The organism is Gordonia sp. McavH-238-E (assembly GCF_022348225.1).
GTDB classification, from domain to species: Bacteria; Actinomycetota; Actinomycetes; order Mycobacteriales; family Mycobacteriaceae; genus Gordonia; species Gordonia terrae.
The window spans coordinates 344,675-357,775 of sequence record NZ_JAKRFE010000002.1; the positions used below are offsets into that span (position 1 = coordinate 344,675).

Annotated in this window: 14 protein-coding genes; 4 read left to right on the plus strand and 10 right to left on the minus strand. The window is 68.1% G+C overall.

Annotated elements, in window-relative coordinates:
- The first annotated feature begins 1 nt into the window (after position 1).
- Complete coding sequence (locus MHN80_RS03675; RefSeq protein WP_239399593.1) at positions 2 to 760, plus strand: MerR family transcriptional regulator; 759 nt, start codon at positions 2 to 4, stop codon at positions 758 to 760.
- Positions 761 to 776: 16 nt separating this feature from the next.
- Here the strand turns inward: MHN80_RS03675 and MHN80_RS03680 are convergent, their stop codons facing one another.
- From MHN80_RS03680 to mftE, 5 genes are read right to left on the minus strand one after another with little or no spacing between them, the layout of a single operon-like run.
- Positions 777 to 1,433 (minus strand): hypothetical protein, encoded by a 657-nt coding sequence (locus tag MHN80_RS03680; RefSeq protein ID WP_004020565.1) that lies wholly within the window; start codon positions 1,431 to 1,433, stop codon positions 777 to 779.
- Positions 1,420 to 1,851, minus strand: coding sequence for a PPOX class F420-dependent oxidoreductase (locus MHN80_RS03685; protein ID WP_239399595.1), 432 nt, complete (start codon positions 1,849 to 1,851; stop codon positions 1,420 to 1,422). The genes MHN80_RS03680 and MHN80_RS03685 overlap by 14 nt, the downstream gene beginning before the upstream one ends.
- Positions 1,852 to 1,906: 55 nt before the next feature.
- Entirely contained in the window at positions 1,907 to 3,241 is a 1,335-nt protein-coding gene (mftG, locus tag MHN80_RS03690) for a mycofactocin system GMC family oxidoreductase MftG (protein ID WP_239399597.1), read from the minus strand.
- A complete protein-coding gene (mftF, locus tag MHN80_RS03695) occupies positions 3,238 to 4,782 on the minus strand; it encodes a mycofactocin biosynthesis glycosyltransferase MftF (protein ID WP_064569446.1) in 1,545 nt (514 codons plus the stop codon). Before mftF ends, mftG begins: the two co-directional genes overlap by 4 nt.
- The gene (gene mftE, locus MHN80_RS03700; RefSeq protein WP_239399778.1) at positions 4,779 to 5,474 is read right to left on the minus strand and encodes a mycofactocin biosynthesis peptidyl-dipeptidase MftE; all 696 of its coding nucleotides are present in this window, start codon (positions 5,472 to 5,474) and stop codon (positions 4,779 to 4,781) included. Before mftE ends, mftF begins: the two co-directional genes overlap by 4 nt.
- Before the next feature lie 196 nt (positions 5,475 to 5,670).
- Here mftE and MHN80_RS03705 point away from each other — a divergent pair, with 196 nt between their 5' ends.
- A complete protein-coding gene (locus tag MHN80_RS03705) occupies positions 5,671 to 6,783 on the plus strand; it encodes a CaiB/BaiF CoA-transferase family protein (RefSeq protein ID WP_101822388.1) in 1,113 nt (370 codons plus the stop codon).
- 252 nt (positions 6,784 to 7,035) lie between these two features.
- On the opposite strand, the gene MHN80_RS03710 is transcribed toward MHN80_RS03705, so the two are convergent.
- The 5 genes from MHN80_RS03710 to mftA form a co-directional block, all read right to left on the minus strand.
- On the minus strand, positions 7,036 to 7,848 hold the full coding sequence (locus MHN80_RS03710; RefSeq protein WP_004020571.1) for a mycofactocin-coupled SDR family oxidoreductase: 813 nt from the start codon (positions 7,846 to 7,848) through the stop codon (positions 7,036 to 7,038).
- 75 nt (positions 7,849 to 7,923) lie between these two features.
- Positions 7,924 to 9,123: a pre-mycofactocin synthase MftD gene (gene mftD / locus MHN80_RS03715; protein WP_064569449.1), complete on the minus strand. Its 1,200-nt coding sequence runs from the start codon at positions 9,121 to 9,123 to the stop codon at positions 7,924 to 7,926.
- Positions 9,124 to 9,231: 108 nt separating this feature from the next.
- Positions 9,232 to 10,527, minus strand: coding sequence for a mycofactocin radical SAM maturase (mftC, locus tag MHN80_RS03720; RefSeq protein ID WP_239399599.1), 1,296 nt, complete (start codon positions 10,525 to 10,527; stop codon positions 9,232 to 9,234).
- A 139-nt stretch (positions 10,528 to 10,666) separates the two neighbouring features.
- A complete protein-coding gene (gene mftB, locus MHN80_RS03725) occupies positions 10,667 to 11,020 on the minus strand; it encodes a mycofactocin biosynthesis chaperone MftB (protein ID WP_064569451.1) in 354 nt (117 codons plus the stop codon).
- The gene (gene mftA / locus MHN80_RS03730; protein WP_033204074.1) at positions 11,020 to 11,127 is read right to left on the minus strand and encodes a mycofactocin precursor MftA; all 108 of its coding nucleotides are present in this window, start codon (positions 11,125 to 11,127) and stop codon (positions 11,020 to 11,022) included. Before mftA ends, mftB begins: the two co-directional genes overlap by 1 nt.
- 160 nt (positions 11,128 to 11,287) lie before the next feature.
- Between mftA and mftR the strand changes: the two genes are divergently transcribed.
- Entirely contained in the window at positions 11,288 to 11,905 is a 618-nt protein-coding gene (mftR, locus tag MHN80_RS03735) for a mycofactocin system transcriptional regulator (protein WP_004020575.1), read from the plus strand.
- A 130-nt stretch (positions 11,906 to 12,035) separates the two neighbouring features.
- The gene (locus MHN80_RS03740; RefSeq protein WP_004020576.1) at positions 12,036 to 13,094 is read left to right on the plus strand and encodes a ferredoxin--NADP reductase; all 1,059 of its coding nucleotides are present in this window, start codon (positions 12,036 to 12,038) and stop codon (positions 13,092 to 13,094) included.
- Positions 13,095 to 13,101: the final 7 nt, after the last annotated feature.

Sequence of the window (13,101 nt, forward strand, 5' to 3'; positions counted from 1 at the left end):
GATGACCGAGTACCGGATCGACGACCTGGCGCGCGTGTCCGGAACGACGACCCGGAACATCCGCGGCTACCAGGAACGGGGGCTGCTCCCCCAGCCGCTCCGCCGTGGGCGCGTCGCGATCTACACCGAGAAGCACCTCCGCAATCTCCGGGCGATCAACAAACTGCTCGGCAGCGGCTTCACGCTCAAGCACATCGCCACGTTCATGACGAATCCGGGCGCTCGGATCGGGGATGCGTTGGAGCTCAACGAAATCCTCGACGAGCACTGGTCGAGTACATCGCGTCCGGAGATCACTCGCTCCGAACTCGACGACCGGTTCGGTCTGCTGGACGAGGCCCAGGTAGCGGCACTCGTGCAGGCCGGGGTGATCGCCGAGACCGGGCGCGACGGGGTGTACGAGGCCGTCGATCAGCGCATCATCGGGAACCTGGCCAAGCTCGTACGACGGGGCGTGCAGATCTCCGCGCTGGCCGACGTCCACGAGCGGTTCACCGCGAAGATCAACGAAGCCGCCGAGATCCTGCTCGCTGCCGCACACGACGAGGTGGACCGGCGCAAGGGCCCGGGCTGGCTGCCGGAGAACGACGACGACGTCGCCTGGGCGGTGAACCTGTTGGGGATGATGCGCCGGGTCGGGACCGAGAACGCGCACGCCGCACTCGACCGCGCCCTCGACACGGCGCTGGACCGGGAACTCTCGGCCCACCAGAGCGCCGTCGACGAACGCACGGACGCCGACACACCGCAGCCGGACTGAGTTCCGGCCCCGCACCTCAGCGGGACACGGTGTGCCGCCCCGGAAGTACGACGAGCGACGCGAGGAAGAAGCAGATCGCACCGACGAAGGTGCCGGACGTGGCGGCCACGGCGTCGGCGGTGACGCCGCCCTTGGTCACGAACGCCCCGACCGCGGACACCCCGAATGCGACACATCCGATCCAGTTGACCAGCACCGACCACCAGTCACGATCACGGAGATCCCACCGGCGGCCGGTGGCGCGGGCGTACCCGGCGAAGGCAACCGCACCGCTGATCAGGAAGGCGATCGAACCGCCGGCGTCAGGGGTCCAGACGAGGTGACGGTCGCCCCAGATCGTGTGTGCCACAAGCGCCCCCGTGGTCGACACGTTGAAGAGGATCGTACCCACCGATTGCGTTGCGGCGCTCAACCATTCGGCTCGGATCACCGAACCGGGCGCCGAGGACCGCAGCTCGGTCACGGTTCCGCTGCGAACCAGCTGGATGACACCGGCACCGGTGAAGAACCATGCGCCGACGAAATAGCAGCCGTTGGCGAACCCGGCACCCACCAGATGCGCCAGCCCGGGGGCCGAACCCAGCGCGAACAGCGCCGACCCGATCATGAACCCCCAGCACTGCTTGCGCAGCGTCGGCGTCAGGAGCGCATTCCGCCGCTCATGCGGTGACATCGAGGCTCGCGATGACCTTGATCGGCTCGATCCAGATCGCCAGCTCGCCGGGCACCCCGTTGCGGGCCCCGAATTCCTCGGCGCGGTCGGCGCCCATGTACCGGGCCCCGCACAGCGAGGCGATGCGACGTACCTCGTCGAGGTCCTCGGTGATGCGGGCGCTGCCCTGCACCTGCACGAACCCGAAGGGCGGTTCGGGCAGGTCAACCGACATCACGACCCGTGGATCGCGAAGCAGCGCACGACCTTTGGCGGTGGTGGCGCCGGTGTTGAAGGCAATCCGATCACCGTCGAGCACAAACCACACCGGAACGACGAGGGGCCGTCCGTCGGCGGCGAGATATCCGAGATGACCGGTTTTCGTGCCGCCGGTGAGGAAATCGCGGACGGCCGGATCGGACAGCGAGGACGCAGACATGCTCACAGAGTAGAGAGACCCGGACCGGACCGCGAGCGTTCGGGGGTGGTCCGACTCACCGTTGTGCGAGTACCGTGCCGATGCGGCTCGCTATCATCATGATGGTCGCGTGCGGACCGCTGCGGCCGCTACCGGGCAGAATGGACCCGTCGACGATCCGCAGGCCGCGGGTCCCGGATACGCCGCCGAGCCAATCGGTCCGGATTCCCATCGGCACGGTCCCCCACGCATGCTGGGAGAACCCGGCGCGATCGGCGATCCGGACGCTACCCGGCACGACGACGTCGGCGAACTCCGGCGACCGCAGCATCTCCACGACCCCCGCGGCGGCCGTGCGCAGCGAGGTTGCGGTGTCCGGGTCGGGCTCGACGAACTCCATCCGTACACGGGAGTGGTCCGCGACGAGCCGCACCGGCGAGTGCCGCATCGCGGTCACCTCGACAATCGGCCCGCTGGCGGGCAGACCGTGAATATGGGAAGCGAAATCGTCTCGATAACAACGAATCTCGAGTCCGTTCTCGGTGTGCAGCACAGTCGGCAGCACCATGCCGGCATCGGCCGGTGACCGCCTCGAGTACGACACCGCGAGGCCTCGATGCTCACCGGCGATCAGCGACCGCGCAGGCGTCCGGCCGGTCACGCCCGGGAGTTCCGACCGGAGCAGGATTCCCGCGGTCCCGAGCGTGCCCGCGGCAAGGATCACCTCCCCGGCCCTCACCCTCAGCGACCTCGCACGCACGCCCGTGACCGTCGGACCCCGAACCGTGTCGAGGCGGTCGACCACCCGCCCGGTCAGCACCCTGAGGTTGGGACGCGAGAGCGCGGGGACGAGGTAGGCGTCGGCTGCGGATCGGCGCGCGACTCCGCTCCGGTTGGTCAACACCCGGTTGAGCCCGACCACCGGCCACCGCTGCGCGATCGGGCGCACCGGCGCACGTTCCGACCAGTAGCGTTCGAAAGCGCGTCCGGCGTCGCCGAGTTCGTCGTCGGTCACGGGTTCGACACCCATGGTGCCCGCGGGCGCGTCCAGTTCGTCATAGGCGTCGGCGATGGCGTCGGGCTCCCATCCGGCCGGCCACGACGCGAAGTCGTCTCGATGCCACCTCAGGAAGTACCCGCCGTTCACCGCCGACGAGCCGCCGAGTGCCGAACCGCGGGCCGCGTACACCCCCAGATCGGTGGCGTGCCGGACGGCGTGCGGCGCAGCGTCGTCGATCGGCAGTCGTCGAAGGTCCAGGTCGGCCGGCGTGGGCAACCCCGCGGGCCCCCGCTCGAGCAGTACGACCGTGCGCTCCGGCTCCCGCGAGAGCCTCTCCGCGAGCACACACCCGGCACTGCCGGCACCGACGATGACAACGTCTGCGGTGAGCGACCGATCGGCCGCCGTCATCGAGAGATGACCGGGCGCAATGCTTCCGGGTCTCGATGGGCGATGACTCCCTGCCACAGCCCGGCACCGTAGGCCAGATCGTCGAGGCGGTGCATGAGGATGTAGCGCAACGGTCCGAGCGTGGGTGGGCTGGTCGGATCGGCGAGCAGGTCCCGAACCCAGGACACCACCCCCTCGACGATCGCCACCTGCACGGCGAGGGTGCGGAACCGCTTCGACACCAGCGCGAGCAGCAACGCCACCGGCCAATAGTGGCGGCAGATCGCATCGGCGGCCTGCAGCAAGCCGAACCCGGCGGCCCGCCCGGTCATCTGCGCGGACACCAGGGGCGCCGAGGGCAGGTCACCGAGCCGGCGGCGCATCCGCACCGCGAGGTGGGTGAGGATGATCATCGCCAGCGCAGCACCGAAACGGGTCCGCGACAGCAGCGCGACCACCGCGGCCGCCATCGGCACCGACATCTTCATCGGTGCCGCACGGTCGCCGTGGCGGGAGGCCAGGTGTGCCGCGCCGGTGCCGTAGAAACAGCGGCGCGAGAGCACCGACCGCAGGTCCGTGCGGTGTTCGTGGGCGACGCGTGCGACCGGGTCGTAGCGGATCCGCCATCCCTCCGCGTGCATCCGCCAGCATGCGTCGACGTCCTCGGCCACCCGCAGCGACTCATCGAATCCGCAGAATGCACTGCGCCGCACGACCATCGCGGCACTGGGCACGTACGGCGTCCGGGTGGACGGCGCCACCGCGGACTCCTCGGGACCCATGTCCAGTGACGACCAGCCGTTCTCGTAGCGCTCGGCCAGCGATGTCGTCATGGCGTCGTCGTCGGATCGCAGCCCGACGATCCGCGGCGCGACGAGTCCCACGGTCGGATCGGAGAAGTGCGTGAGCAAGATCGTGAGCCAGTCCGGGTCGGGCACGACGTCGGAGTCGAGGAAGGCGACGAAATCGGTCGTCGCCGCCGCGGCTCCCGCGTTGCGCGCCGCCGACGGGCCGCGATTGTCGTCGAAGCGCAGGACCCGGGCGGTCGGGCGATCCGCCTCGATCGGTGTCGCGGAGCCGTCGTCGACGACGATGACGGCCAACCCGGCGAGGGCCTCGAGGAGGCGGTCGACACCGTCCTGGTTGTCGCGCACCGGGACGACCACCGTGACATCTTCCGGTTGCGGGCCGAACATCGGCCGCGGATTGGCGATCCCCGCGTCCAGCAGTGCGCGCGCAAGACGACGGGTCACGTTGTCGCACACCTCGATTCGTCCGTCCTCGGACGTCATCCCGAGCGCGGTGTCGGACATGCGCAGCAGGCGCGTCGGCGATCCGCCGACGAGGTAGCGGAAGTCGCCGGCCTTCGCGCATCGCAGGTCGATCTGCACCTGGAACCCGTCCGGCAGACCGGTGTGCGTTCCCGTCGATGCGTCCGCCGCCGGCTCGCCCTCACGATCCGCGGAGTCGGAGTCGGAGTCGCCACGAGCTGCGGCGCCCTCCGCGCTCCCATCCTGGTTCTCGGCACAGCGACGTGGAGCCGAGTCGTCGAGGGCGGTCATCCCAGACGCCCCAGATCGTCGACCTGCCACGAGTCGAGCGCGGCGCACAGCCGATCGGTGACGTCGCCGACCATGCTCGCACCGTCGTCGGGGTTCGCGCCGTCCGGATCGCCGAGGACGCCGTTGGGACTCACCGCGGCGACGCCGCCCGATCGCATCGCACCGAGCAGCGCGCCCACCGGCTCCCGATTGCCCGCGACTGCGCGCGAGGGATCGACGACCGACGGCGAAACGTGCAGCAGCACAGATGTTTCGGTGAACCCGGCGTGCGCATCGGCCCCGTCGAACGCGCACGGGAACCAGGCGACGTCCCGGCCCTCGTAGCGCAGTCGGGTCACCGCCTCGATCAGCGTCCTGGTGTTTCCGCCGTGCCCGTTGACGAACACCACGCGTGCCGCCCACCGGCATGCACTGCGGCCGTATTCGACGAGCAGGCCGCGCAGCGCCTCGTGCCCGATCGAGATGGTGCCGGCGAAGCCCTCGTGTTCACCGCTGGCGCCGTAGTTGAGGTCTGGGGCCCGCAGGAGTCCGGAAGCCTCCGACCGTCCGCACACGCGCTCGGCGATCGCCGCCGCGATGCGCGTATCGGTGTCGAGCGGGAGGTGCGGACCGTGTTGTTCGACCGAGCCGAGGGGCACCAGCAGGGTGATCACCTGCCCGTCGAGGTCTGGCCAGTTGCACTGCCCCAACATCGATGGCCCTGTCATTCGACCAATGCTAGCGATGGTGCTTGCGAGTGTGTCGGTCTCGCCCGAAAAACGAAGCGAAAAACGCGCCCAGATCGCGCTGCGGACCACCCTGACGAGCGTTCGATCGGTTGTGGAATGCTTGGTGCATCCAGTGACACCTGACACAGTGCGCAGTACAACGATCGGGAGGACGACACCCATGAGCAGTGCCACACCACGCGACAGCGGCAAGCCCGGCCCACTGAGTTCGATCCGGGTCATCGAATTCGCCGGCATCGGACCCGGTCCGCATGCCGCCATGCTCCTGGCCGATCTCGGCGCCGATGTCGTGCGGGTCCAGCGGCCCGGCTCACTGCCCACGCCGGGCCGCAACGCCGACGCCCTCCTCCGCGGCCGGCGCGTCGTCGAGGCGAACCTCAAGGACGCGAACGACCGCGAGACCATCCTCGGCCTCGTCGCCAAGGCCGACGTGATCCTCGAGGGTTTCCGCCCCGGCGTGATGGAGCGGCTCGGACTCGGACCCGATGATCTGGAGAAGGTGAACCCGGGACTGGTCTACGGACGCATGACCGGCTGGGGCCAGGACGGGCCGCGCGCCAACCTGGCCGGGCACGACATCAACTACATCTCGCTCACCGGCATGCTGCACGCCATCGGACGCAAGGATGATCGCCCGGTGCCGCCGCTCAACCTGGCCGGCGACTTCGGCGGCGGGTCGATGTTCCTCGTCGTCGGCGTGCTCGCGGCGCTGCTCGAGCGCGGGATCTCCGGGCGGGGACAGGTGGTCGATGCCGCCATGGTCGACGGCGCTTCCGTTCTCGGACAGATGATGTGGGCCTTCCGCGGCACCGGCCTGTGGAGCGACACCCGCGGTGTCAACATGCTCGACACCGGCGCCCCGTACTACGAGGTCTACGAGACCTCCGACGGCAAGTACATGGCGGTCGGCGCGATCGAGCCCCAGTTCTACGCCGAACTGCTCAAGGGCCTCGAACTTGCCGATGCCGATCTGCCGGACCAGAACGACATCTCCCAGTGGGGCAAGCTGAAAGAGGTCTTCACCGAGACCTTCAAGACTCGCACCCGGGACGAATGGGCCGCGGTCTTCGAGGGCACCGACGCCTGCACCTCGCCGGTCCTGACCTTCGCCGAGGCACCCGCCGACGCCCACATGGCCGCGCGCGCCAACCTCGTCGACATCGACGGCGTGACCCAGGCCCAGGTCGCTCCGCGCTTCTCCCGCACCAAGCCGGAGACCCCGGCCGGCCCGACCACCGAGGCAACCGATCCGTCGACCCTCTGGGCCGACTGACGAACGACCCGCTCCCCGAGGAGCGAGGACCGAACGCGGGGAGCGAAAGCGACCAAACCCGCCCCCTGAGGTGCGAGGAGCGAAAGCGACCCACCCCCGCCCCCTGAGGTGCGAGGAGCGAAAGCGACGAGCCACGAAGGGCGACAACTCACGTCGCCCTTCGTGGCTCGCTTCGCTCACGCCTCAGGGAGCAGAATGTGGCTCGCTTCGCTCACGCCTCAGGGAGCAGAATGTGGCCGCTTCGTTCGCGCCTCAGACCTTCGAATGCCCCATGTCGATCTGGAACTCGGCCGCGGTGATGCCCTTGGCGCTGTCGGAGGCCAGGTAGAGCACCGCGTCGGAGATCTCGTCGAGCGCAGCGACGGGGTGGTAGTCGAGGATCGACGTGAAATGTGGATTGACCCACGGGATTCCGAAGATCCGGTGGGCTTCGGTGTCGGCCACGCCCATCGGGGTGTCGACCGCGTAGGGGTGCACGCTGTTCACCCGGATTCGGTGATGCCCGAGCTCCTTGGCGGTCGTCTGCGTCAGTCCGACCAGCCCGTACTTCGACGCCGAGTACGACGCCTGCAGCGGCATCGCCTTCAGCCCCGCGACCGAACTGATCACGGTGATCGATCCCCCGTTGCCCGCCTCGAGCATCGCCGGGATGGTGGCCTTCAACGTCTTCCACGCACCGACGAGGTTGATGTCGATGACGTCGGTGAACTGATCCTCGCTGAGCTCCCAGACCTTGCCCCAGGTCAGCACGCCGGCATTGGCGACCACGTGGTCGAGCCGGCCGAACTGCTCGACGGCGTCGGCCACGAGTTGCTGCTGGAGAGCCAGATCACGCGTGTCACCCTGCCGCGCAAGGATCTTCCCGCCGACGCCCTCGACGAGACGGATCGTCTCGGCGAGGTCGTCGGCGGTCGCCGCGGGGTAGGTCGCGTGGTCGATGATCGGACCCGCGATGTCCAAGCCGACGATCGCGGCCCCCTCGCGGGCGAACCGGATCGCATGATTGCGACCTTGACCACGGGCGATGCCGGTGATGTAGACGACCTTGCCGTCGAACTGTCCCATGGCAGAACTGTAACACGTTCTAGTTCTGCTTCCCCAGGGTTCTCACCGGCAGATTCTCACCGCCACGGGGACGGATCAGGCGTCGCCGAACGACCGGGTGAAGCCGTCGGGGATGACGAGGTCGGCGGCCGAGAGTTCGTGGACGCTCTTGTGTCCGAGGCCCATGAGCACGCCGTCGAGTCCCATGCGCATGAGGTCGAGGACGTTCTCCACGCCGGCCTGGCCGTTGGCGGCCAGACCCCAGAGGTACGCGCGGCCGATCATGACCGCGCGGGCACCGAGCGCGAGTGCTTTGGCGACATCGCTGCCGCGACGGATACCGCCGTCGAGGAGGACCTCGATGTCGTCGCCGACCGCGGCCGCGATGTCCGGGAGGAGACGGATCGTCGCGGGAGTGCCGTCGAGGTTGTTACCGCCGTGGTTGGACACCGACAGCGCCGTTGCGCCGATGTCCACGGCCCGCTTGGCGTCGTCGAGGCGGGTGATGCCCTTGACCATGAACGGCCCGCCCCACTGCTCCCGAAGCCACTGCAGGTCTTCCCATGTGGGCGGGGGCGTGTTCATCCACGACCCGTAGGCCCCGAAGAACGTGGGACCGGTGACACCCTGCGGGGTGAGGTTGGGCGCGGTCAGGTCGGGGATGTTGATCTTGCCGCCCTTGACCCAGTCGAGTGCATAGCGCGGCTTGACCGCGATCTCCGGCCCCAGACGCAGGAGGGCCTTGAAATCGACCTTCTCCGGGATCTCGGGGCTGCCCCAGTCGCGGCCCACGTTGAACACCCAGTCGGTGGTGACGATCAGGCCCTTGGCGCCGGCCGCCTTCGCGCGCTCCGCGCGGGCCAGGATGTCATCCCGGCTGCCGAGCCAATAGATCTGGAAGAACACCTTGTCGTTGACCTCGGTGACCTCTTCCACCGCGTGCGAGGCGAAGCTCGACAGGCCCATGGCGGTACCGCGCGCCGCGGCGGCTCGCGCCACCGCGACCTCGCCGTCGGGGTCGACGGCCTGCACCCCGGTGGGCGAGATCATCACCGGGAACGAGATCTCCTGGCCCATCACCGTTGTCGTCATCTCGCGGTCGGACTGTGCACCGACGACATGCGGCGCCCAGCCGAGTTCGGAGAACGCGCGCACGTTGTCGTCGACGGTCACACCGGCCTGGGTGCCGGCGACCAGCGAGGAGTACACCGACTTCGGCAGACGTTTCTTGGCCCGGCGCTGTGCTTCGGTGACGGTCTCGAACCAGGGGTTTCTCGCCCAGGGGTTGGCAGCCATGTTCTTCCTACTCATTCATCGTCCATGAGCGCCGGCCGGGCACTCATGAGGCCGGGCGCTCCGGGTCCCGCCGGGACCCGGTGCACCCGGAACGTACCGCGGGTGGATCTACCGCGCGGCGGGGGTGAACCCGGCGAGCGGGTTCTCATCACAGGATTTGGTGGGGCGCGACGCGACCGGGGTCAGGTCGCCGTCGGGACGCCGGGTCATCAGGGTCAGCGGGGTGCCCCGCGAATGATCCTTGTTCGCAGTCGGTTTCATCCGCTCGCCGGCGAGGAGTTCTTCGCCGTACCCCTGCACACACTCCGGATCAGGTCCGGCCAGCGGCAGTCCGGTGAAGAACTTCGCCGCCATGCAGCCGCCGCGGCACGCATCGAAGTGCGCACACTTGGTGCACGCTCCCGCGTTCTGCGGCTCGCGCAACTCGGTGAACAGATCCGACCGCTGCCAGATCTCCTGGAAACCGCCGTCGGAGAGGATGTTGCCGGCGAGGAAGTTCTCGTGGATGGCGAACGGGCAGGCGTAGACATCGCCGACGGGATCGATCAGGCAGACCACGCGCCCCGCACCACAGAGATTGAGACCGGGCAGGCCGCCACCGGAATCCGAACCGAATGCCGACAGGTGGAAGAACGAATCGCCAGTGAGCACCCGATCACCGTGCGCGACAAGCCAATCGTAGAGTTCACGCTGCTGCTGAGGCAACGGATGCAGGTCGTCCCACACATCGGCGCCACGGCCCGAGGGACGCAGCCGTGTGATGCGCAGGGTGGCGTTGTAGCGGTCGGCGAGCACCTTGAACTCATCGAGCTGGCTGACGTTCTGCCGGGTCATGACGACACTGATCTTCGCGTCGGCGAAACCCGCCTCAGCCAGATTCTCCAGCGCCCGGACCGCCATGTCGAAGGAGCCGGGACCGCGGACCGCGTCGTTGACCTCCGCAGTCGCACCGTCGAGCGAGATCTGGACGTCGACATAGTCCGACGCCGCCAGGCGGGCCGCGACCTTCTTGTCGATGCGAAGACCGTTGGTGGAGAACTTGACCCCCACCTGGTGGCTGGTCGCGTAGTCGACGAGCTCCCAGAAATCCGGACGCACCGTCGGCTCGCCACCACCGATGTTGACGTAGAAGACCTGCATGCGCTGCAGCTCGTCGATGATGGCCTTGCACTGTTCGGTGGACAGCTCGCGGGGATCCCGCTTGCCCGACGACGACAAGCAGTGCACACACGCGAGGTTGCACGCGTAGGTCAGCTCCCACGTCAGACAGATGGGGGCGTCGAGACCCTTCTCGAACTGGTCGACGAGTCGGCCGACCTTGGGCACGTCGCCGGCGGGCGGCATCGGCGCACGGAGGGAATCCGCGAGTTCGGCTGCGGTGGGTGGCATCTCGATGGTCGTCATCGTTGAGGTCCTTGCATTCGGGGCTGGCAGTTTCGGGCTGGGGCGCCGGGCCCGGGCGATCAGAGGCGGGCGACGACGGCGACGATGTGGATCGAACCGGGGGCTGTACCGGCCGGCATCGCCGTGCGGGGTCGGCGGGTCAGGCGGCGCGCGGCACGATCATGCCGCTGTCGGCGAGCGCGGTCAGCGCCTGCAGGTACAGCGGACGCTGGGCCGGCGTCACCCCGGCGGCGAGGAGCGCGGCCTCCGCGGAGTCGTGATCGGCCAACGACTTCACGATGCCGACAACGGTGAGGTTCTTGAGGAACGACAGCTTGCGCGTACCGAAGTGGTACAACAGCGCGCCGAACGGCTCCGGGCGCAACGCGACCTTCGGGTTGAGCTGCCACGGCTCGAGGGTGTCGAAACCGGGCGCCTCGGCTGGGGAGTCGAACCGGACCCCGGCGACCGCGGAACGGTCGCCGGAGATCGGATTCGATGTCGGGGCTGACATCAGTAGACCCCGCACATCCCGTCGATCGAGACCTCTTCGACGAGCGACTCGGCGAGAAGCTCCGTGTCGTTCGTGCTGTGAGCTGCTGCAGCGGACTGATCTGCCATGATCCATACCTCCTGGTTGATCGGGTAGTGATGCGGATCACGACAAACTATAGTGGCACTGAGTGCATAAATCCAGAGGGCAGGCGACAACTGTCCGAACGGCCAGGTCGACCGGTTCCGTGATCCCGTATCCCCCGGGTCCCATAAGGTGAGGTCGGAGATGACGACGACGCCGCACAACGATCAGCCCGCACGCACGCCCCCGGGCCGACGCCCCATCACGTCACGTGCGCAGATCAGCGCACTCGCGATCCACCTCTTCACCAACCGGGGCTTCGAGGACACCAGCGTCGACGACATCGCCGAGGCGGCGGGCATCGCCCGTCGCACGTTGTTCCGCTATTACTCGTCGAAGAACGAGATCCCCTGGGGCGAGTTCGACGACCATCTCGACGAATTGCGGACACTACTGGCCGGCATCCCGGATGAGACACCGATGGCCGAAGCCCTCGTCGACGCCCTCGTGTCGTTCAACCGCGTACCGGCCGAGGAACTCGACAATCACCGGCGGCGCATGTCACTACTCCTCGGCGTACCTGCACTGCAGGCACATTCGATGATCGTCTACGCCGACTGGCGGCAGGTGATCGCCGAGTTCTGCGCCGCCCGGCTGGGCGTCGGAGTCGGCGATCACCTGCCGCAGACCATCGGCTGGCTGTGCCTCGGCGCCGCGCTCGCGGCCTACGAGAAATGGCTCGACGACCCCGAGGCCGACCTGGAGGGTCTCATCGAGTCCGGCGCGCGGACGGTGGCCGACGGTGTGGCAGCCCTGGCGTGACTACGCTGGCAACGGCTGCGCGGGATCGACGGGAAGCCCCTCGTGGGAACCCCGGTCGTTACGCTAGGCTGAAGTAGAACGTGTTCTAATTTGGGCCGGTTGCCGGTCCTCGACGGCGGAGACTGCTCACATGTCTGACCTGACCCCTCACGGTTCACGCAGCGTGATCCTCACGGTGTCCGAGGTGATCGACGAGACGGCCGAGGCCAAGTCCATCGCCTTCGAGGTACCCGAGGCCTCGCCGAAGCCGTTCACCGATTACAAACCGGGACAGTTCCTCACGCTACGGATTCCGAGCGAGCAGACCGGCTCGGTCGCGCGCTGCTACTCGCTCGCGTCGTCGCCGTTCACCGACCCGCAGCCGAAGGTGACCGTGAAACGCACCGCCGACGGCTACGGATCCAACTGGGTGTGCGACAACCTCTCTCCCGGCACCCAGGTCGAGGTGCTGCCGCCATCGGGCGTGTTCACCCCGAAGTCCTATGACATCCCGCTGCTGCTCATCGCGGCGGGCAGCGGTGTCACACCGGTGATGTCGATCCTCAAGGCGGCCCTCGAGAAGGGCGACGCACCGATCGTCTTCTTCTACGCCAACCGCGATGTCGCCGACGTGATCTTCGCCGCCGAGCTCCGCGACCTGTTGGCCGCCCACCCCGACCGGCTCACCCTCGTCCATTGGCTCGAGTCTCTCCATGGACTGCCGAGTGCGACCGCTCTGGCAACGGCCTTCGCGCCCTACGCGACGTCGCACGTCGCCTACATGTGCGGGCCCGGCCCGTTCATGGATGCCGTTCACAAAGGCCTCGCGGACGCGAACTTCCCGCACCACAACGTCCACACCGAGGTCTACAACTCCCTGTCCGGGGACCCGTTCGCCGACGTCGAACTCGACGAGGTGAGTGAGGAGGAACAGGCCGGCGCGGCCACCGTCGAGGTCGAACTCGACGGTGAGACCCATACCCTGACCTGGCCGCGCTCACGGACTCTCGTCGACATCATGCTCGCCGCCGGACTCGATGCGCCGTATTCCTGCCAGGAAGGTGAATGCGGTTCGTGTGCGTGCACTCTCACCGAGGGCAGCGTCGACATGGACAATGCCGGCGCGCTCGATCCCGAGGACATCGAGGACGGCTACATCCTCGGCTGTCAGGCGCACCCCACATCGGACACCCTGAAGATCGAATTCTGACAGAGTG